This window comes from Arcobacter cryaerophilus gv. crypticus (assembly GCF_002993025.1).
GTDB classification, from domain to species: domain Bacteria; phylum Campylobacterota; class Campylobacteria; order Campylobacterales; family Arcobacteraceae; genus Aliarcobacter; species Aliarcobacter cryaerophilus_B.
In genome coordinates this window covers 302892-322779 of record NZ_NXGI01000002.1, presented here as the reverse complement: position 1 = coordinate 322779, position 19888 = coordinate 302892, and the positions used below count along the sequence as shown (strand labels likewise).

The following is a 19888-nucleotide window of genomic DNA, read 5'->3' as shown; positions in this document are numbered from 1 at the left end:
TAAATTAACTATTATTTAATAGCTTTATAATAAAACAATTTTTACCATCAACATATTCGTAATCCAAAGAAAATTTATGTAGATTCACAATAGTTTTAACAATATAAAGCCCTAGTCCAAAACCACTACTTCTTTTATCTTCTTGATAAAAAGCATCTGTATAAAAAGAGAGTTCATTTTTCAAAGGCTCTCCTTGTGATATTACTTTTATAATATTTTGGTTGGCTTGTATAATTGCTTTTTTATTTGTTGAAAATTTAATTGCATTATCTATGAGATTTTTTAAAGCGATTGATATCATATATATATCAGCTTCAAACCAAAAATCTTCTATTTTTTGCTCAATATTATCTGGATTTATAAGCATTAACTCTGTTGTTTTTTTAAAAATTGCTAAAAAATTTATCTTCTCTTTATAAATCATAGTATTTTTTGAAGTAAGCTTTTCAACAGTTGCTAGCTCTTTTATAATATCATCCATTCTTCTAAATGCTCTTTGAAGGTTCTGTCTTGTTTTATCATCTTCAAGTGTTTCAGCAATAAACATAGCTTTTGTAATAGGAGTTTTAAGCTCATGCATCATATTTCTCATAAATAAATCTTTGGATTTCGATTGATTATTTATAATATTTATAGCCTCATTAAAGTTTTTAGCTATTGTTCCTACCTCATCACTACTCTTGTATTCCAATTTTATATCTTTATTTCCATTCGAAAATTCAATAATTTTTTTATTTAAAAGCTTCAAAGGTCTTAATTTTCTATTTAAAATTTCATACAAAAATATAAATATAATTAAAGAAAGAATAAATCCAGCAATTATAAACGCAAAATTGTAGTTATGGTGCTTTGTATCTCTTAAAATAATATTGTAACCATATCGTTGCACATATATATAGTACATATCATCAAACCTATAAACTCTATAAGTTCCGAGATAATTTTGTGTAATTTTTAGCTCTTGAGCATTATTTATAATCTCTAGTTTTCTATCTCTATCTTCTATTGGTTTTACATTAAACTTTTTATAAAGTTCATTTAATCTTTGAGCATTTGGATGGTCTTGAAAAAGTATCAAAAAATTTTCAGCAATCATCTCATATCTATTTTGTAAACTTAAATCATGTCTCTCTTTGTCATATCTCATAAACATTGCAAAAGTTAAAAAGATAGATACAAAAGCTAAAGCAAAAATTATATTTACAAAAGTTGATATAGAGATATTTCTTATCATATTAGCTGATAACCAATACCTCTTACTGATTTTATGTACTGTTTAGTATTATCTATATTTGTCAATTTTGTTCTTATTCTTGAGATTATTACATCTATATTTTTTAAAGATGACTCATCTTCTATATTATCACTTGTATAAATAAAATCTTCTCTTGAAACAACACCATGATTTCTTTGAATAAGAAGTTTTAAAATATCATACTCAGCTAAAGTCAATGTCAAAGATTCACCTTTAAAAAGAATTTGCATATCACTCTCTTTAAGTTCAAAAACTTTATCTTTTTGTGCTTTTTTATCATCAAGTTTATTATCAACTCTTTTTAAAATTGTTTTAATTCTAGCTTGTAGCTCTCTTGGATTATATGGTTTTGGTAAATAATCATCAGCACCTCGCTCTAAACCCATAACTTTATCTAAAATATCATCTCTTGCTGAACTTATTATTATTGGGATTTGAGATTTTTCTCGTATTTTTGGAATAAGTTCCAATCCATCAATTTCAGGTAAAGTTAAATCTAAAATCAAAAGCTGATACTCTTTACTTAAATTCAACATAGATAGTCCATTATATGGACTATCTGTTGTAGTTACTTCTATATCAAATGATTTTAAATAATCTGTAATGATTTGAGCTAGCTCTAAATCATCTTCAATCATAAGTATTTTAATAATAATTTATCCTTTTTATTGAATTACAAACATAAGTGTCTGCCCATATCTATTTATGTAAACTCGTTTATGCTGATTATTATATCTTTTTAAAGCTGTTTCTATATTTGAGTAATTCTTAACCTCAACATCTTCTATTTGAATAATAATATCTCCTGCTAAAAATCCAGATCTTTCAGCTTTTGATTTTGGTTCTACATCTGTAATTAAGATTCCCATGCTCTCAAGTGGCAATCTATATTTTTTTATAATCTCAGCATTTATTGGACTTACTTTTAATCCACTTAAAATTGTATGGTCACTATCTGGTTGCACTCCTGAAATTATTGATCTATCAGCTAAAACTATCTCAACAACTATATCTTTTTTATCTCTTTCAATTTGAAGTTTAACCTTTTCATTTGGCTTAAAAGATGCAATTGCATTTTGTAAACTATTTCTATCTTTAGTCTCTTTACCATTTATCGAGTAAACTAAATCCCCTCTTTTTAGACCATATTTTGCAGCTGGAGTATCATTTGAAATATCTAAAATTATAGCTCCCTCTTTTCTTTTATAAACTTGTTGACTATCTTTGTCTAAATCAACAATTACAACGCCTAAATATCCTCTTATAACTTTTCCATCACTTACAAGTTTTCCAACAACATCTTTTACCATTTCAACAGGAATTGCAAATCCAATACCATCATTTCCACCACTTTTTGATAAAATTGCTGTATTTATTCCAATTAATGCACCCCTGCTATCAACCAAAGCTCCACCGCTATTTCCAGGATTTATTGAAGCATCTGTTTGAATATAATTCTCATATCTATTTATCCCTACTCTATTTTTATTTAATGCAGAGATAATTCCCATAGTTACAGTATTTCCAACTCCAAAAGGATTTCCAATAGCAAAAGTAACATCACCAACTAATAAAGAGCTAGAATCACCCAATTTAATAGGTACCAAAGGCTTATTTATCTCAATCTTTACAACAGCAATATCACTATCGCTATCTTTACCAATTAGTTTCGCATTATATTCAGTTGGGTCATCGCCTATAGTTACATTTATCTCTTCAGCATTTTCAATAACATGGTTATTTGTTACAATATAACCATCTTTTGTGATAATAACTCCAGAACCCAAAGATCTTTGAACCCTATTTTGCTTAAACTGATTTGAAAACTCTTCACCAAAGAATTTTTTGAAAAATGGATCATCAAACATCTGTAAAGGTAAAGTATCAACATTAGGATTTACACTTTTTTTTGCAGAAATGTTTACAATAGAACTAACAGAAGATTTTATACTATTTCCAAAAGATAAAATTTGATTTGGCTGATTTGGATTAATCCTTTGAGGATTTTTTTCCATCTCTTCAAATTCAATGTTTTTTGCAAGCAAAGAGCTAGCTAACAGTATAGTTGTAAAGAAAAGTTTTTTATTCACTTTTTAAATCCTTAATAATTAAAATTTATATTTAGAACTTTAACCTATCAATGTAAACTATTTTACAATGATAGGTTAATCAAGAGTAAATTTTATAACCAAAAGATCATAAATCTGTTTTTAATACAGCTCCATTACTTGCATTTGTAACTAAAGCTCTATATTGACCAAGCCAAGATGATTTAATAGGTTTTTTTATTGGTTTAAAATCTGCTTTTCTTTTTGCAATTTCATCAGAGCTTAAGTCGACACTTAAAATATATTTATCAACATCAATATTTATAATATCTCCATCTTTTAATAAACCAATCATTCCACCTTCAGCAGCTTCTGGACTAACATGTCCAATAGATGCACCTCTTGTAGCTCCACTAAATCTACCATCAGTAATAAGTGCAACACTATCACCAAGTCCCATTCCCATAATCAAACTTGTAGGAGCTAGCATCTCTTGCATTCCAGGACCACCTTTTGGACCTTCATATCTAATTACTACAACATCTCCAGCTTTTACCTTTCCTCCAACTATTCCTTTTATAGCTTCAGCTTGTCCATCGAAACAAACAGCTTTTCCGCTCATAGCTCTAGCACCTGTAATTCCAGCAGTTTTTATAACAGCTCCTTGCTCGGCTAAATTTCCATAAAGAATTGCTAATCCACCAACTTGCGAATAAGGATTATCAATAGTGTGAATAATAGTTGTATCAAGAATTTTTGAATCTTTTATTCTCTCTTTTAAAGTTTCACCTGTAACTGTAAGATTATCTAAAAGAATATCGTCTCCTCTTTTACTCATTTCATGCATAACAGCACTAACTCCACCAGCTTTATTTATATCTTCCATATGAACAGTACTTAAAGATGGAGATATTTTTGCAATATGTGAAACTCTTTTTGAAATAGCATTTATATCTTTTAGTTCAAAATCAACTCCTGCTTCTTTTGAAATTGCAAGCATGTGTAAAACTGTATTTGAACTTCCACCCATTGCCATATCAACAGCAAAAGCATTTCTTACAGCTTTTTCATTTAAAATATTTTTTAATCTAAACTTCTCACTATTTGTCTTATCAAGAGCTATTTCACAAATTCTTCTAGCTGCTTTTCTATATAACTCTTCTCTTTGCGGTGTTAAAGCTAAAATTGTTCCATTTCCTGGCAGTGCAATTCCCATTGCTTCCATAAGAGTATTCATAGAGTTTGCAGTAAACATTCCAGAGCAACTTCCACCTCCTGGACATGCATTACATTCAATATCTTTTAACTCTTCTTCACTGATTTCTCCAGCTTCAAACTTTCCAACAGCTTCAAATGCAGTTGCCAAATCTATTGGTGTTCCATCTTTTTTATAACCTTTTTGCATAGCTCCACCACTTACAAAAACAGTTGGAACATTTACTCTTAAAGCACCCATAATCATTCCTGGTACAATTTTGTCACAATTTGGAATAGCTATCATTGCATCTAGTTTATGTGCATTCATAACAGTTTCAATAGAGTTTGCAATTAATTCTCTACTTGGTAGTGAAAAAAGCATACCATCGTGTCCCATAGCAATACCATCATCAACTCCAATAGTATTAAATTCAAAAGGTACACAACCATTTTTTCTAATCTCATCTTTGATAATTTTTGAAACTTTATCTAAGAAAAAATGTCCTGGAATAATCTCTATAAAAGAGTTTGCAACTCCAATAAATGGTTTATTAAAATCCTCATCTTTAAGACCAGTTGCTCTCAAAAGAGATCTATGTGGTGCTCTTGAATAACCTTTTTTTACTTCATCACTTCTCAATTTTAATCCTTTAAACTTATAAAAATAAATATTAGTGATTATACAAATATTAATTTTCAATCTGTATTAAATCTTATAAAAATTAAATTTTAAAATATTTTCAAAAAACCCTTGACAAATAAAAAAAAAGCTATTATAATTCCAGTCCATTTTAAGTGAAAGCTTAAAAAGGTTCTTAAATTTTGTGCGAGTGTGGCGGAATAGGTAGACGCGCGGGACTTAAAATCCCGTTCCGGTTTCGGAGTGTGAGTTCGATTCTCACCATTCGCACCATTAAGTTGTAGAGGATTGACAGAGTTGGTCGATTGTACCGGTTTTGAAAACCGGCGAGGTGAAAGCCTCCGAGGGTTCGAATCCCTTGTCCTCTGCCACTCTTTTTTATAAAAGTAAATACACAAAAATATTATAATTTTTTTTGGAGCTATAGCAAAGCTGGTAATGCCTCGGATTGCAAATCCGACATGCGTTGGTTCGAGTCCGACTAGCTCCTCCAATTCCAATTTCCATATATCATACTTTATATATTGTTAGTAAATTTTATAATTTGTTTAAAATTATAAAAGATTAATTTATTACACAATTATTTCACAAATGTTTTGATATGATTCCGCAATTTGTTTTTATAAACAAAAAATATACATAAAAAGGTTTAAAATGAAAAAAGTATTATTATCATTAGCAGCAGCATCTTTACTATTTGTAGGATGTACAGAAGATAAAAAACCAGCTGAAACAAAAGTTGAAGCTCCTAAAACTGAAGTTGTAGCACCTGTTCAAGAGAAAAAAGAAGAAGTAGCTGCTCCAAAAGAAGAGACAAAAGAAACAGTAGTTAATGCTGAAGAAAAAGAAGAAAAAGTTACAGAAGAAGATAAAAAAGAAGAAGCTGAAACTCCAAAAGAAGAGACAAAAGAAACAGCACCTGAAGCTGACAAAAAATAATCATAAATATATAAATCCGTGTATTATCACGGATTTATAAAAAAACTCCATTTACTACATAATATTTTAAAACAAAAAAACTTACCAAAAAAACAAAAATAGTTGTAAAAAGTAAAGATAGTTTATAAAACTTATAAATATCTGAACTCTTAATTCTATAAAACACTGCCGAACAAATAGAGAAAAAAAGTCCTAAAAAAAGTGATGACCAAATAAAATATCCTATAAAATAATATTCAGATTGAAGCATACAAAATGGACATTGGTGTGTTGGAAGTTCATAAATATAAGTTGAAAAAAAGTAAGTTACAGAAAAATAAGATATATAAACAAACAAGATATTAAATAAAAGAAGTAATATAGATTTTTTTTGAATATTTAAAATAACAATCAAAATAAAAAGTATATAAAATATAAGTATTAAGTTTGAATTAGCTAATCCAAAAGGTATTTTACTAGAAATACTACTTGTTTCAAATATAATTGAGCAACACTCAACTGCTTCATTTAGTGGAATATTACTTAAAAATATTAAATCCAAAACATATTCAAAAGTAAGACAAATAAATATAAAAACAAAAAGTAGTAATTTTATTTTTGTATATTTATAATCTTTTCGCTTTAAATCCAAAGAGTTTAAAACAAACCAAACACCAATAAAAAATAGATTTATAAGCTTTAAAAAAAGAGAAATTTCACCATATTCTAAAGAGAAAATACCAGCTGCACACATAGCACCTACAACGAAATGAGATAAATTATCAATAGAAAATATAAAATAAAAGAATAGTAAAATTTTTATAAAAAGAGAAAAACTAATGATTAAAATCACTAAATATGATCTTTTTTCAAGTTTATACTGTAAAATTGTACTTTTTTTAAAATCCCAATTCCTTAAAATAGTTATTGAATATATAAAAGATATTAGTAAAAGAGTATAAATAGTGGTTTGTAAAAATAGAAAAATTAATAACTCATTTGATAAAAAAATACTACTCAACTATAACTCCATTTTTTAACTCAAAAAATTTATCTACAAAATCTAACTCAAAAAAAATTGGGTCATGAGTCGCTACAACTATAGTTTTTCCAGATTTTTTTAACTCTTGTAAACTCTTTATAAAATTTAAAGAGTTTTCAAAATCAAGAGAAGATGTTGGTTCATCGCATAAGATAGTGTCTGCCTTATTTACCAATGCTCTTGCGATTGCACACCTTTGTTTTTCTCCACCTGAAAGATTTGAAACTATCTCATCTTTTTTATGTAAAATATTTGATAATATTAATGTTTCTTCAACTTTTTTATCAATATCTTTTTGTGAAAATCCCAAAGGAATAAGAGGAAAACTAACATTTGCAAAAACAGTTAAATCTTCAAAAAGATTAAAAGATTGAAATATATAACCAATATTTTTTGCTCTAAAATTACTAGCATGAATATCTGGATATTTTGATACTGATTCATTTTCAAAAAGAATTTCACCCAAACTAGGTTTTGAAATAGTAGAAAGTATAGATAGAAGTGTTGATTTTCCACTACCACTTACTCCTTTAAATACGACAAATGAGCCTTTTTTTATCTCAAAATTTATATTTTTTAAAGCATAAAACTCTTTTTTACTTCCTTCAAAATATATCTTACTTATATTTTTTGCTACTATCATTTTAAACTTTCGTATGGATTTATTGCTGAAATTCTCCAAACTGGAATTAAAACTGAACTTAAAAATAAAACCATAAAAAACAAAAAAAGTGTTATATAAGTAGAAAATTCAATATATGGATAGAGTATAAAATCATTTTTTATATTTGAGAAATCAATGAATATATTTTTTAATATTGGAGCGTTCAAAACAAATACAAAAAAATATGCTAATAAAACTCCAAAAAGGTAAGATACAAAAGCTACAATAAAATTTTCACTCATTTTTATTTTTATAATATCTCGAACACTGTATCCAATTGCCTTAAAAATAGCTATTTGTTTTCTCTCATTTATACTTACTTGAGAATATCTTTGATATAAAATCATTATAAATGCAAATAAAACTATCAAATAAAGTATTAAAAAAACTCCACCTTTATAGTTAAAAATTGTCTCATATTTCTTTAAAATATCTTCTTTTTGAATAATATTTAAATCTAAATCCAATCTTTGAAGTTTTTGTTTTATATTTGCTCTTTCAAGTTCATTTGGAACATCAAAGGCAATATTAGTAGAAAAATCTTTGTTTATGCCTAAGATATCTCTAGCAAGGTTTATATCCAAAATAATAATATCACTTGATATAATATTTGATTCTTTTTCTAATATTTTTGCTATTTTTACTCTTTTTACTTCCTTACTTGGAAGAAAAAAATCGTAATTGTTTGTATATTTATATTTTTTTAGTAAATTAGCTACTTCAAAACCTATAATCATCTCATCTTTTGATATATTTTGAAGTCCTAAATTTTTTAACTCTTTATTTATATTTGAAAAATCTACTCCAACAATAATAAAATAAACATCTTCACTCAAAAATTTATATCTTCCATAAACTCTTTTTGTGATGTTTTTAACTCCATAAATTGTTCTTATTTTCTCTTCTACTTGATTATTTATATCAAAAACTCTTCCACCAAACTCTTTTTGTATTATAAAATCATTATGATTTTCTACTGTTTTTAAAATCTCATTTTGCAAAGAAGATTTTATAAAAATTACTGTTGATAGTAAAAATATTGTTAAAGTTGATAATATAAAAATAGATATATATTTTGTTTTTTGTTTATGAAGTAACAAAAAAATAAGATTTATAAAAACACTACTCTTCATAAACAAATCCAAAATTACTTATTTTTGGGTTCAAATAAATGATATTATCAAAACTCTTTTCATAATCTTTAAATCTATAATCATTATTTGAATATGAAAGATTTGATAATTTTGTAATAGCTAAAATATCATAATTTCTATTATTTTTATAAAAAGTATTTGAATACAAAAATAAAAAAAAGAAAATAAATGCTATAAAAAATATAGTTATCAAATAGACTTTGCTTAGTGTTGTAATGCCCTGCTCCTCGTACTGATAGAATATTCTACCAATTTTAAGTTAAATATCTGTTAATAATAGATATAATTGCGACTTTACACAGGAGAAAATAATGGCAAACAAAAGTCAAATTGATGAATTAAAAGCAATATTGCTTGAGAGAAAAGAGATAATTTTAAATAATGTCAGAAGTAGTAGGGATAGTATTGACCAATTAAAAGATCAAGATTTAAATGATGATTTAGATTATGCTGATTTTGTTAGTGACTCATTTAAAGAGGGAATGATTGCAAATCATCAACTAGATGAGTTAAATCAAATTGAAGATGCATTAAAAAAGATAAAGGAATCTACTTATGGGATTTGCGATATGTGCGGAATAAATATTCCAATAGGAAGATTAAAAGCAAAACCTTTTGCAAAGTTTTGTACAGAGTGCAGAACAGTATATGAGCAAGAACAGCAAAAAAGAGTAGCATATTGATAAAAAGAATTTATCCAGCAAATGATAAAGTTCTAAATTTTAAATTTGTCCAAAACGATGTCGATTTTATAGTCGAAGAACAGCCAATAAAATTCTCATCGTATGGGAACTTCTTAATTTTAAAAATAAAAAAGCAAAACTGTGATACTTGGGAGTTAATCGATAGATTATCAAAATTCTTAGGTGTTTATTCGAGTGACATTGGATATGCTGGGCTAAAAGATAAAAGAGCAACTACAATTCAATACATATCTATTCCAAAAAAATATCAAAAAGAGATTAAAAATTTTAAATCAAAAAAAATAGAGATACTTGATAGTTTTTTACATAATAAAAAACTAAATATTGGTGATTTAAAAGGAAATAGATTTAAAATAAATCTTCATGAGCTTGAACTTGAAGAGCTTTTTTGTATTGAAAAACTTCTTAAATTTGTATCTAAAAATGGTTTCCCAAACTATTTTGGTTATCAAAGATTTGGAAGAGATGTAAAAGAGAATTTAGAAAAAGCACAAGATTTACTATTTGGTGATGCAATAATTAAAGATAGAAAAGTAGCAAAGATGCTTCTTAGTGCTTATCAAAGCACATTTTTTAATGCTTGGTTGGTTGAAAGACTAAAACTTGATAATAGTGGATTTAAACTCCTAGATGGAGATATTTTTTATGATATAAAAAATGAAAAACTTTTTACTCCAAACTCTATAAATGAAAAAATCATAGTGGACTTCAAAGAAAAACTAATAACTCCAACTGGTTTGCTTCCAGGAAGAGATGTTTTTAAAGCTAAAGATGATGCTTTGAAAATTGAACAAAAATATGACGATAGTGAAATAAGTGAAAAAGGTTACAGAAGAGAAGCGATTGTATTTCCAGAGATTTTATCTTGCAAATATGATAAAGCAAATAAATCTTGTAGTTTAGATTTCATTTTACCAAAAGGTTCATACGCAACAGTTTTGATTGAGCTTTTAGCAAATAGAAACTTTGGCTAAAACAATAGGTTTAAGGATAATTTTCTAAGTTTAAAAATAGTGGATAAATCCACTATTCTTTTATGGAAGAGTTATATAATCTGAATTAAAATAGATTTTATTATCTATTGCTATTAATCTTTTCTCATTATCAAAACTAAACTCATATATAGTATCAGTTTTAAAATCGTCACTTATATTTATAAGAAAACCTTGAGACTCAACAGCATATAAACTACTTCCATATGCCAAAGCATGGAATTTTGCATATTTATATTTTCTTTTTGCAACTTCTTCTAGGTTTGGAGTAAGTTTTATAATATTACCATCAACAGTTGCAATATAAATATATCCATCTTTTACAATCATATCTCTAATATCATAATCCTTACTAATAACATCTCTAGCAGATATAGATACAATTTTATTTGGATTTGCAACAATCAAACTCTCACTTTTTTTCTCAATTTCAAGACTTATAATATTTTTGAATTCACTATCTGTCTCAACAGATATATTTCTTACAACTTCATTTGTAGCAGATGATAAAATAAGAACTTTACCATTTAAGCTTGGAAATAAAATTAAATTTCCCATGAATAAAGGATTTGAAATTCTCGTATCATTTGCTAATGATAGTGGTAAGTACTCTTTAAAAAGAGTTTTATCTGTATTTATATCTATTAGCTCCATACTATTGTTAGAATAGATAAGTGCTAGTTTTTCATCTTTTCTTGAAGCAGCAACAACTATATCTTTAACAGTTCTCTCTTTTTCACCAATTAAAATTTTATCAACATAATTTGTTGCTATTACTTTTCCATCATCAGTAAAGTTTAAAAACTCAAATCCTTCTGGCAGTTTAAAGCTAGAAATTCCTTGTTTAGTAATAACTTCATTATCTTTTAAAGTTGCACCAACTCTATTCATAGATTTTATTGAAGATGACATAGACTTCTTATTTAACTCAATATTGCTACTTGTTTCTTCTGGTTCATAATATTTTTTACCAGAACAAGCTGTAAAAAGTGCAATTGCAACGATTGACAATAGTATAGATTTCATTTTTTTTATTCCTTATTTTGTAACTAAATAGTGTTTTAAAAGTGTTGCTAGTTCAAAAGCTCTTGAATCTTGAGATATTTTACTTAAAATTTCTCTTGCTTCATCATATTTTTTACTGTTAACTAGTATTAAAGCTTGATTAAAAATAGCATAATCTTTAAGTAAAAAATCTGCTTTTTTTGAAACTAAATCAAGCTCTGCTTGGTTTGAATTTAAAAGTGCAACTTGAAAATCAAGTAAATCTTTTAAATATTTGAGATTAATATTTGCATTTTTAAACTCATTTTTAGCATCTAAATACAAAGCTATTTCATATAAATCTTTATTTTTCTCTTTAAGTTCATTTAAAGAGTTTTGATTTCCATTCTCAAGAAAACTACTTAGAGCAATATTTGCTTCATAAAGATTTTTTTCATCTAATTTGTTTTTAACTAAAAATACTATTGAACCAACTATTACTAAAATAATTAATCCAAATATTAATTTTTTATATTTCTTAAAAAATCTCTCAGTTTTTACAAAACTTTCAAGGAATTTCTCTTCACTACTTAACTCATTTTTGATGTAGTTCACATCATCTTTTATACTCATATGCCTAGCCTTTTTAAAAAGTAGTTGATATATTACAAAATTTTTCATAAAATATTACTTTTATAAACTTTTTTGTATAATTTTAGTCTATAAATTTTAAAGGTTATCACGAAATGAATAAATTATTAATAGCAACATCTATTGCATTTGTATTGTCTCAAAATATATTTGCAAAAGAAACACCTGTTGAAAACGAACAAACAAGATTTGAATCTTTATCAAAACTCACAAAAGTGATTGGGACTGTTGAAAAGTATTATGTTGATGATATTAAACTTCAACAAATTGTTGACAAAGCATTAAAGGGTTTAATGCAAGAACTAGATGCTCATTCGAGTTATTTGGATAAAAAAGCAAGTAAAGAGATGAGTATTGCAACTTCTGGAGAGTTTGGTGGGCTAGGAATTACTGTTGGTATGAGAGATGGTGCCTTAACTGTTATATCACCAATAGATGATACTCCTGCATTTAAAGCAGGTGTAAAATCAGGTGATATAATCTTAAAAATAAATGATACTTCAACTATTGGAATAACTTTAGATGAAGCTGTAAATATGATGAGAGGTGAGCCTAAATCAGATATTAAACTAACAATTGTAAGAAAAGGTGATAATAAACCTCTAGAAATTGCAATGAAAAGAGATATTATAAAAGTTCAATCTGTTTTTGCAAAAAAAATAGAGGGAGAAAATCTTTTATATCTTAGAATTTCAAGCTTTGATACAAAAGTTACAAATGATTTAGAAAAAGCTATAAAAGAAAATAAAGATGTAAAAGGAATAGTTCTTGACTTAAGAAATAATCCTGGTGGTCTTTTAAATCAAGCAATTGGTGTTGTTGATCTATTTGTAAAAAATGGAGTTATTGTTTCACAAAAAGGAAGAGATGCTTCAGATGAAGAAAAATTTGAAGCAAGCAAATTTGGAACAAAAACAGATTTACCTTTAGTTGTTCTTGTAAATGAAGGTTCTGCTTCGGCATCTGAAATTGTAAGTGGTTCTTTACAAGATCACAAAAGAGCTATTTTAATAGGTGAAAAAACTTTTGGAAAGGGTTCAGTTCAAGCTGTTCTTTCAATTGACAATGAAAAAACTGAAAATATAAAATTAACTATCGCAAAATACTATTTACCAAGTGGAAGAACAATTCAAGCAGAGGGTGTAACTCCTGATATTATTGCAAGTGCTGGAAAAGTTGTTCAAAGTGAAGATAATGGTTTGAAAATAAAAGAAGCTGACCTTAAAAAACATCTTGAGGGTGAGCTAAACAAGGTTGATGATAAATTAAAAGCTGAAGAAAAAGCTGTAAAAGATGAGAGTAAAAAAATCATTTCAAAAGATGATTTACAAAATGACAACCAATTAAATACATCTTTAGCAGTTTTAAAAAGCTTAATTATAATGAATAAATAATTTAGGAAATTTTATGAATATAGAAAAAATTAAATCTTTAAATCTTTGGCCAGAAAATAAAAAAACAACTACAAAAAAAGGTTTTGATGAGTTAGAAAATATTGGCTACAACCTTTTTTATATAGGAAAAAATGCTGATTTATATAGTTGTCCAGGAGATGAAGCAAAAGTTTTACTTGTAAGAAGTGATAGAACATCTGTTTTTGATATTCCTTTAAATTTTGAAATAAAAGGAAAAGGAATTATACAAACAGAGATATCAAATTTTGGAGCAAAATTTGCAGCAAATAGCGGTATAAAAACTGCAATTTTAGATGAAAAAATATCTAGCAACATATCTGTTTCTCCTAGATGTCAACTTATGAAGCTATGCAAAGCTCTTGAAGCAAATATCGATGGAGAAGTTGTACAATTTGAATTAATTTTTAGAAACTACTTAACAGGTTCTTTATTTCAAGCTTTACAAGATGGAAAAGATCCATATGGATTAGATTTGCCTTCAAATCTAAAAGAGTGGCATAAATTTGAAACTCCACTTTTTACTCCAACAACAAAAGGCTTAAAAGACGAGCCTCTAAACTCTAAGAAAGTAAGAGAAACTTTCCCTGAAATTATCTCTAATTTGGAAAAACTTTTTAAAGATTTTACAACTTTTGCACAAGATAGAGGAATAGTTGTAGTTGATACAAAGTTCGAAATTTTTGTAGATGAAAATGGTAATTGGGTTTTAGGAGACGAAGTTTTAACTCCTGAAAGTTCAAGATTTATAGCTTTAGAAGATTTTAAAAACAGTAACTTCATCTCAATGGATAAACAAATTTTAAGAGATTTCGGTAAAAAAGAGAACTGGAAAGAACAATCAAAATCTTTGAAATCTGGAGAGAAATTAGCAGTTGTTGTTCCAAAAGAGATAGAAGATAAAATATTAAGTGGATATAAAACAATTTTAGAAAGACTAAGCAAATAAATCTTTAGATATAATTTGCAAAAAATTTAGAGGAAAAATGATGAAAGCAATAGTAAATGTAGGATTAAAAAAAGGTGTTTTAGATGATCAAGGTAAGGCAATCAATCATGCTTTAGGAACTTTGGGATTTAAAGATTTAATATCAGATGTAAGAGTAGGAAAACAAATTATTATAGAATTAAACTCAAATGACAAAGAAAAAGCAAAAGAAGAAGTTGTAAAAATGTGTGAAAAACTTCTTGCTAATACTGTAATTGAAGATTATAGTATAGATATAGTTGGTTAATTATGAAAGTAGCAGTTCTACAATTTCCAGGAACAAACTGTGAATTTGATGCAAAATATGCTTTTGAAAAGTTAGGTTGTGAAGTTTTTGTTGTTTGGCATAAAGAGTCAAAACTTCCAGAAAATATTGAATTAGTTATTGTTCCAGGTGGATTTTCGTATGGAGATTACCTAAGAAGTGGTGCAATTGCTAGATTTGCAAACATTATGGAAGATGTTAAAAAATTTGCTTCAAATGGTGGAAAAGTTTTAGGAATTTGTAATGGTTTTCAAATTTTACTTGAAGCTGGGCTTCTTCCAGGTGCAATGAAAAGAAATGATACTTTACACTTTATTTCAAAATATCACACTCTTAAAGTTATTGACAATAACAATGATTTTTTAAGACTTTTGAATATTGCAGATGTTGTAAATCTTCCAGTTGCTCATCATGATGGTAACTATTTTATTGATGAAGTTGGATTAAAAGAGCTTGAAAAAAACAATCAAATACTTCTAAAATATTGCACAAAAGATGGTGAAGAAATAAGTATGAATGGTAGTATTTCGAATATTGCTGGAATTTGTAATAAAGAGAGAAATGTATTTGGTCTAATGCCTCATCCTGAACGTGCTATTGAAGATATTTTAGGTTCAACTGATGGTGTAAATATGCTAAAAGGTTTATTAAAATAGAAGAGTTCTTCTATTTTAATCTAGCTAACAACTTATGAAAAAAGTATCGATACTCTTTTTAATCTTTGCAACTTTTTGCTCTATAAATTTATTTGCAGCAAAAAACTTATATTTATCATATACAAAAACACCAACAAATATATACAAAAATCAAAAATTTGAAATAAAAATTGAAGCTATGATTACTACTTCACATTTTACAAATATAAGTACAAAATTTTTAAACTCTTCAAATATTGAGGTTTTAAATCCAAACTCTTCTTGGAAAAAAATATCAAATGATAAATATGAAAATAGTTACTACTTCAAAGTAAAAAATACAAATTTTTCACTACCACTTTTTGAGATTAGTCTTTTTAATTCAAATGAATTAATAGATCAAAGTACACTAGCACCGCTACAACTAAAAATCTCAAATATTGGAAAAGCAGATGATAGATACTCAAATATCGTAGCTGAAAATATTATATTAAAAGCATATAAAACAAAGCAATACAACAATGATAATGCCCTTACAATAATTGACTTAGATGCAATAAACTCAAATTTAAGTGATTTTTCTTTGAAAAATATAGAAGAACAAGGAGTTTCAAATATAAAAGAGTGGGAAAATATTGAAAATTTAGTTTACTATTTTGTGACTCCAATTTTTCAAAAAAATCTAATTTTTACATATTTTAATACTGCAACTAATAGTTTCAAAGAGGTAAAAGTACCACTTGTTTTGCAAAATGAGTTAGTAAGTACTCAAACTGATTTGAATCCAAATGACTCTACTTTTGAAAAATATAAAAAAATAGCAGCTATTGTTGTTTTTGTAATTTTTCTTTTAATTTATATTTGGAAAAGATGGAAGATTGTTCTATTTTTCACTTTTTTATCTTTAATTGTTGCTGTTTTATATAACTTACCAAATCAAAAAGGTGTAATTAAAACAGACTCTTATATATATATTTTACCAACAAAAAACTCAACAGTCTTCTTTAGAACACAAAAAGATGAAAAAGTTGAAGCTTTAGAAAAAAGAGAAAACTTTGTAAAAGTTTTAGGCGTTGATAGTGATTTTGTTGGTTGGGTAAAGGAGGAAAGTTTTGAAAAAAATTAGAGGCTTAATAGTTTTTATCCAATTTTCCATAAGTGTTGCAATTGTTGTATTTTTTATGTATTTATTTAGAAATCATACACATAAAGTTATAAAAATATGGATGAAAATCCAGATGTTTTTTCTTGGAATCAAGCTTGAAATTGAAGGAAATTTAGATGAAAGCTGTGATTTAATCTTAATAAATCATCAATCAATGCTTGATATTATTGTAATGGAACATCTACATAATAGAAATATAGCTTGGGTTGCAAAAAAAGAGATAACAGACCTATTCTTTTTTGGACACATAATAAAAGCACCAAAAATGATAAGTATTGATAGAGAGAATAAAGCTGGGCTTATTCATCTTTTAAGTGAAGTAAAAGATAGATTATCAAAAGGTCGCCCAATTGCAATGTTTCCAGAAGGTACAAGAAGTGATGGAACTTACATTGGTGAGTTTAAAGCTGGCGCAAAAATGATTGGAAATAAATTTAACTTAAAAATTCAACCAGTTGTTATGTTTAACACTAGAAATATCGTGAACTCTCAAAAAATTGAAGCATCTCCTGGAGTTGTTAAAGTTGTATATTTAGAGCCTGTTCTTGCAAGTAAAAATACATCTTGGTATGAAGATTGTGAAAAAAATATGAAAGAAGTTTTTGAAAAAGAGTACAAAAACTATGTCTCTTAATTTTCAAATAGCTATTGCTGTTGGATTTGGTGGAGCATTTGGTTCTATCTTAAGATTTTATGCTGTAGATTATGTTCATAAAATGGAGTTGGGAAATTTTCCTTTTGGAATACTTTTAGTTAATATTTTTGGCTCTTTTATAATAGGTATTTTATATGCTTATTTTTCTACACATGATGTTTCAACTATAATCAAAGCATTTTTAATAGCTGGATTTTTAGGTGGTCTTACAACATTTTCTACTTTTGCATTAGATAGTTATTTACTCTTTAATAGCTCATTAAATTATGCTATATTAAATATTTTATCAAATCTTATTGGGTCAATATTTTTTGTATTAATTGGATTTAAACTAGCTATCTTTTTAATAAAGTGATTATAGTTAAAAATCTTTAAGCTTTTTTGGTTATAATATTTTTTATATCAAAAAAAGGAATAGCTATGCATATGCCAAGTGGTATGCAATTATTAGTAATTGTTTTAATCGTGTTAATTTTATTTGGTGGGAAAAAAATCCCAGAACTTGCAAAAGGTTTAGGAAGTGGTATTAAAAACTTCAAAAAAGCTGTAAAAGAAGACGATGAAGAAGTAGCAACTGCTTCAAAAGTAGAAGAAAATGAGAAGAAAGCAGATACAAAATCAACTTCTTCAACAGAAACAAAACAAGCTTAATTTTATAAAGGATTTTTATGAGTATGCCAAGCGGAATGGAACTAGTAATTATAGTTATAATTGTATTGATTTTATTTGGTGGGAAAAAAATCCCAGAACTTGCAAAGGGTTTAGGAACTGGTATTAGAAACTTCAAAAAAGCTATTAAAGAAGATGATAATGAAGAAGTAGCTAATAAACCAACTGAAACAGATAAAAAAACAGAAATTCCAACACAAAAAGAAGAGATAAAAAATTCATAAAATATGAATTTTATAATAAATAATAAGAGAAGAACTTGCAAAATATAGTTAAAGAATTTATAGAGAAAAAATTAGAAAAAAGTATTGTTTTAGAAAAACCAAAAGATAGTTCTCTTGGTCATTTTGCAACACCTGTTGCTTTTTCTTTGGCGAAAGAGCTAAAAAAATCTCCTATGATTTTAGCAGATGAATTAGTTTCAAAACTTGAAAATAGTGAATTATTTGAGAAAATAGAAGCTGTAAAAGGTTTTATAAACTTTACTTTATCAAAAAGTTTTATTGAAAAACTTACAAATGAAGCATTATTGAAAAAAGATGATTTTGCAAAAGGTGAAGTAAAAACTGAAAAAATACTTCTAGAGTATGTTAGTGCAAACCCAACTGGACCTCTTCATATTGGTCATGCAAGAGGTGCTGTTTTTGGAGATACTTTATATAAAGTTGGAACGTATTTAGGATATCCTATAACAACAGAGTACTACATAAATGATGCTGGTGCTCAAATGCAACTTCTTGGAATTAGCGTTAGTTTAGCTGCTAGAGATTTTATATTTAAAGAGAAGGTTAAATATCCAGAGAGTTATTATAGAGGCGAATATTTAATCGAAATTGCAGAGAAAATAATAGAAAAATATGGAAAAGATATTATCTATGATGAAAGCAGATTTGAAGAGATGGCGATTTTTGCAAAAGATATTGTAATGCAAATTATCATCAAAGATTTGAGTGACTTAGGAGTAAGTTTCGAAAATTTCGTATCTGAAAAATCTCTTTATAGCTCATGGGAAAATACAAAAGATGTTTTAGAAAAAAATGGTTCGCTTTATACAAAAGATGAAAAAGTTTATTTAAACTCAACAAAATATGGTGATGATAGCGATAGAGTTGTTGTAAGAGAAAATGGAATTCCTACATATCTAGCTGGAGATATAATCTACCATAAAAATAAATTTGATAGAAACTTTGATAAATATATAAATATTTGGGGTGCTGATCACCACGGATACATCACAAGAGTAAAAGCTGCTATTGAATTTTTAGGAAATGACTCTTCAAAACTTGAAGTTATTTTATCTCAAATGGTTCAACTTCTTAAAGGTGGACAACCTTATAAAATGAGTAAACGAGCTGGTAATGTTATATTAATGTCTGATATAACAACTGAAATTGGAAGTGATGCTTTAAGATTTATATTCTTAACTAAAAAAAGCGATACTCACTTGGAGTTTGATATTGATATGCTAAAAAATCAAGACTCAAGCAATCCAATTTTTTATATAAATTATGCACACGCTAGAATAAATCAAGTTTTTGTAAAATCAAATTTAAGTTTTGAAGATATAAAAGATGAGAGTTTTGAAGCTTTAAATAGTGAAGCTTTAAATTTAGTTTATGAATCACTTCTTTTAAAATCTGTTTTAGAAGATGCTTTTTCAAAAAGAGATATGCAAAAAATTACTGAATATTTATACAATCTAGCTTCTAGTGTTCATAAGTTTTATAATGAGCACAAAATTATTGGAAGCAATGAAGAAAAGACTTACTTAAAAGTTTTAAGTATGGCAAAATTAAGTATAAAAACAGGACTTAAACTTCTTGGAATTGAAGCAAAAGAGATTATGTAAT

General features: G+C 26.9%; 23 protein-coding genes and 3 tRNA genes. 16 read left to right on the top strand and 10 right to left on the bottom strand.

The features are described from left to right. Positions 1-4: 4 nt before the first annotated feature. The 4 genes from CJ670_RS02095 to ilvD form a co-directional block, all read right to left on the bottom strand. Positions 5-1234 (bottom strand): ArsS family sensor histidine kinase, encoded by a 1230-nt coding sequence (locus CJ670_RS02095; protein ID WP_105938679.1) that lies wholly within the window; start codon positions 1232-1234, stop codon positions 5-7. Further along, entirely contained in the window at positions 1231-1908 is a 678-nt protein-coding gene (locus CJ670_RS02090; protein ID WP_228154187.1) for a response regulator transcription factor, read from the bottom strand. Before CJ670_RS02090 ends, CJ670_RS02095 begins: the two co-directional genes overlap by 4 nt. A 12-nt stretch (positions 1909-1920) precedes the next feature. Continuing rightward, positions 1921-3345, bottom strand: a complete 1425-nt coding sequence (locus CJ670_RS02085; protein WP_105938678.1) for a Do family serine endopeptidase — start codon at positions 3343-3345, stop codon at positions 1921-1923. Between the two features lie 106 nt (positions 3346-3451). Further along, positions 3452-5140 carry a dihydroxy-acid dehydratase gene (ilvD, locus tag CJ670_RS02080; RefSeq protein WP_105938677.1) on the bottom strand — a complete coding sequence of 563 codons (1689 nt, stop codon included), beginning with the start codon at positions 5138-5140 and terminating at the stop codon, positions 3452-3454. Between the two features lie 186 nt (positions 5141-5326). On the opposite strand from ilvD, the gene CJ670_RS02075 reads away from it, so the two are divergent. The 4 genes from CJ670_RS02075 (at position 5327) to CJ670_RS02060 (ending at position 6079) form a co-directional block, all read left to right on the top strand. Further along, positions 5327-5413 (top strand) — tRNA-Leu (locus CJ670_RS02075). A 9-nt stretch (positions 5414-5422) separates the two neighbouring features. After that, a tRNA-Ser gene (locus CJ670_RS02070) sits at positions 5423-5511 on the top strand. A gap of 46 nt (positions 5512-5557) precedes the next feature. Next, positions 5558-5633: transfer RNA gene (locus tag CJ670_RS02065), tRNA-Cys, on the top strand. A 161-nt stretch (positions 5634-5794) separates the two neighbouring features. After that, complete coding sequence (locus CJ670_RS02060) at positions 5795-6079, top strand: hypothetical protein (protein ID WP_105938676.1); 285 nt, start codon at positions 5795-5797, stop codon at positions 6077-6079. Positions 6080-6113: 34 nt separating this feature from the next. Here the strand turns inward: CJ670_RS02060 and CJ670_RS02055 are convergent, their stop codons facing one another. Genes CJ670_RS02055 through CJ670_RS02040 form a run of 4 tightly spaced genes read right to left on the bottom strand, consistent with a single transcriptional unit; the run spans position 6114 to position 9111 of the window. After that, positions 6114-7079: a hypothetical protein gene (locus CJ670_RS02055; RefSeq protein WP_105938675.1), complete on the bottom strand. Its 966-nt coding sequence runs from the start codon at positions 7077-7079 to the stop codon at positions 6114-6116. Beyond that, positions 7072-7743: an ABC transporter ATP-binding protein gene (locus tag CJ670_RS02050; RefSeq protein ID WP_105912227.1), complete on the bottom strand. Its 672-nt coding sequence runs from the start codon at positions 7741-7743 to the stop codon at positions 7072-7074. The genes CJ670_RS02055 and CJ670_RS02050 overlap by 8 nt, the downstream gene beginning before the upstream one ends. Next, positions 7740-8897 (bottom strand): ABC transporter permease, encoded by a 1158-nt coding sequence (locus CJ670_RS02045; RefSeq protein WP_105938674.1) that lies wholly within the window; start codon positions 8895-8897, stop codon positions 7740-7742. The genes CJ670_RS02050 and CJ670_RS02045 overlap by 4 nt, the downstream gene beginning before the upstream one ends. Then, complete coding sequence (locus tag CJ670_RS02040) at positions 8887-9111, bottom strand: hypothetical protein (protein ID WP_105912229.1); 225 nt, start codon at positions 9109-9111, stop codon at positions 8887-8889. The genes CJ670_RS02045 and CJ670_RS02040 overlap by 11 nt, the downstream gene beginning before the upstream one ends. Before the next feature lie 118 nt (positions 9112-9229). Here CJ670_RS02040 and dksA point away from each other — a divergent pair, with 118 nt between their 5' ends. Next, the gene (gene dksA, locus CJ670_RS02035) at positions 9230-9601 is read left to right on the top strand and encodes an RNA polymerase-binding protein DksA (protein ID WP_105938673.1); all 372 of its coding nucleotides are present in this window, start codon (positions 9230-9232) and stop codon (positions 9599-9601) included. Continuing rightward, positions 9598-10596, top strand: a complete 999-nt coding sequence (locus CJ670_RS02030) for a tRNA pseudouridine(13) synthase TruD (RefSeq protein WP_105938672.1) — start codon at positions 9598-9600, stop codon at positions 10594-10596. Before dksA ends, CJ670_RS02030 begins: the two co-directional genes overlap by 4 nt. A gap of 60 nt (positions 10597-10656) precedes the next feature. Here the strand turns inward: CJ670_RS02030 and CJ670_RS02025 are convergent, their stop codons facing one another. Then, positions 10657-11640 carry a hypothetical protein gene (locus CJ670_RS02025; protein WP_105938671.1) on the bottom strand — a complete coding sequence of 328 codons (984 nt, stop codon included), beginning with the start codon at positions 11638-11640 and terminating at the stop codon, positions 10657-10659. Positions 11641-11652: 12 nt separating this feature from the next. After that, positions 11653-12231 (bottom strand): hypothetical protein, encoded by a 579-nt coding sequence (locus tag CJ670_RS02020; protein WP_105938670.1) that lies wholly within the window; start codon positions 12229-12231, stop codon positions 11653-11655. 113 nt (positions 12232-12344) lie between these two features. On the opposite strand from CJ670_RS02020, the gene CJ670_RS02015 reads away from it, so the two are divergent. From CJ670_RS02015 to argS, 10 genes are all read left to right on the top strand, one after another. Then, on the top strand, positions 12345-13643 hold the full coding sequence (locus tag CJ670_RS02015; RefSeq protein WP_105938669.1) for a S41 family peptidase: 1299 nt from the start codon (positions 12345-12347) through the stop codon (positions 13641-13643). Between the two features lie 13 nt (positions 13644-13656). Further along, positions 13657-14610, top strand: coding sequence for a phosphoribosylaminoimidazolesuccinocarboxamide synthase (locus CJ670_RS02010; RefSeq protein WP_105938668.1), 954 nt, complete (start codon positions 13657-13659; stop codon positions 14608-14610). Between the two features lie 40 nt (positions 14611-14650). Beyond that, on the top strand, positions 14651-14896 hold the full coding sequence (gene purS, locus CJ670_RS02005) for a phosphoribosylformylglycinamidine synthase subunit PurS (protein WP_105908335.1): 246 nt from the start codon (positions 14651-14653) through the stop codon (positions 14894-14896). A 2-nt stretch (positions 14897-14898) separates the two neighbouring features. After that, positions 14899-15570, top strand: a complete 672-nt coding sequence (gene purQ / locus CJ670_RS02000; RefSeq protein WP_105938667.1) for a phosphoribosylformylglycinamidine synthase subunit PurQ — start codon at positions 14899-14901, stop codon at positions 15568-15570. Positions 15571-15604: 34 nt separating this feature from the next. Continuing rightward, entirely contained in the window at positions 15605-16675 is a 1071-nt protein-coding gene (locus tag CJ670_RS01995) for a hypothetical protein (RefSeq protein WP_105938666.1), read from the top strand. Continuing rightward, positions 16662-17348: a lysophospholipid acyltransferase family protein gene (locus CJ670_RS01990; RefSeq protein ID WP_105938665.1), complete on the top strand. Its 687-nt coding sequence runs from the start codon at positions 16662-16664 to the stop codon at positions 17346-17348. The genes CJ670_RS01995 and CJ670_RS01990 overlap by 14 nt, the downstream gene beginning before the upstream one ends. After that, positions 17338-17724 (top strand): fluoride efflux transporter CrcB, encoded by a 387-nt coding sequence (crcB, locus tag CJ670_RS01985; protein ID WP_105938760.1) that lies wholly within the window; start codon positions 17338-17340, stop codon positions 17722-17724. The genes CJ670_RS01990 and crcB overlap by 11 nt, the downstream gene beginning before the upstream one ends. A gap of 65 nt (positions 17725-17789) precedes the next feature. Further along, the gene (locus tag CJ670_RS01980; RefSeq protein ID WP_105938664.1) at positions 17790-18020 is read left to right on the top strand and encodes a Sec-independent protein translocase subunit TatA; all 231 of its coding nucleotides are present in this window, start codon (positions 17790-17792) and stop codon (positions 18018-18020) included. A gap of 17 nt (positions 18021-18037) precedes the next feature. Continuing rightward, positions 18038-18262, top strand: a complete 225-nt coding sequence (tatA, locus tag CJ670_RS01975; RefSeq protein WP_105912240.1) for a twin-arginine translocase TatA/TatE family subunit — start codon at positions 18038-18040, stop codon at positions 18260-18262. A 35-nt stretch (positions 18263-18297) separates the two neighbouring features. Beyond that, on the top strand, positions 18298-19887 hold the full coding sequence (gene argS / locus CJ670_RS01970) for an arginine--tRNA ligase (RefSeq protein WP_105938663.1): 1590 nt from the start codon (positions 18298-18300) through the stop codon (positions 19885-19887). Position 19888: the final 1 nt, after the last annotated feature.

Excerpts from the sequence above, each read along its gene's own strand:
- CJ670_RS02095 (WP_105938679.1), bottom strand. The coding sequence starts at position 1,234 with ATGATAAGAAATATCTCTATATCAACTTTTGTAAATATAATTTTTGCT.
- CJ670_RS02060 (WP_105938676.1), top strand. The coding sequence starts at position 5,795 with ATGAAAAAAGTATTATTATCATTAGCAGCAGCATCTTTACTATTTGTA.
- CJ670_RS02050 (WP_105912227.1), bottom strand. The coding sequence starts at position 7,743 with ATGATAGTAGCAAAAAATATAAGTAAGATATATTTTGAAGGAAGTAAA.
- CJ670_RS02045 (WP_105938674.1), bottom strand. The coding sequence starts at position 8,897 with ATGAAGAGTAGTGTTTTTATAAATCTTATTTTTTTGTTACTTCATAAA.
- dksA (WP_105938673.1), top strand. The coding sequence starts at position 9,230 with ATGGCAAACAAAAGTCAAATTGATGAATTAAAAGCAATATTGCTTGAG.
- CJ670_RS02025 (WP_105938671.1), bottom strand. The coding sequence starts at position 11,640 with ATGAAATCTATACTATTGTCAATCGTTGCAATTGCACTTTTTACAGCT.
- CJ670_RS02020 (WP_105938670.1), bottom strand. The coding sequence starts at position 12,231 with ATGAGTATAAAAGATGATGTGAACTACATCAAAAATGAGTTAAGTAGT.
- CJ670_RS02015 (WP_105938669.1), top strand. The coding sequence starts at position 12,345 with ATGAATAAATTATTAATAGCAACATCTATTGCATTTGTATTGTCTCAA.
- CJ670_RS02010 (WP_105938668.1), top strand. The coding sequence starts at position 13,657 with ATGAATATAGAAAAAATTAAATCTTTAAATCTTTGGCCAGAAAATAAA.
- purS (WP_105908335.1), top strand. The coding sequence starts at position 14,651 with ATGAAAGCAATAGTAAATGTAGGATTAAAAAAAGGTGTTTTAGATGAT.
- purQ (WP_105938667.1), top strand. The coding sequence starts at position 14,899 with ATGAAAGTAGCAGTTCTACAATTTCCAGGAACAAACTGTGAATTTGAT.
- CJ670_RS01995 (WP_105938666.1), top strand. The coding sequence starts at position 15,605 with ATGAAAAAAGTATCGATACTCTTTTTAATCTTTGCAACTTTTTGCTCT.
- crcB (WP_105938760.1), top strand. The coding sequence starts at position 17,338 with ATGTCTCTTAATTTTCAAATAGCTATTGCTGTTGGATTTGGTGGAGCA.
- CJ670_RS01980 (WP_105938664.1), top strand. The coding sequence starts at position 17,790 with ATGCATATGCCAAGTGGTATGCAATTATTAGTAATTGTTTTAATCGTG.
- tatA (WP_105912240.1), top strand. The coding sequence starts at position 18,038 with ATGAGTATGCCAAGCGGAATGGAACTAGTAATTATAGTTATAATTGTA.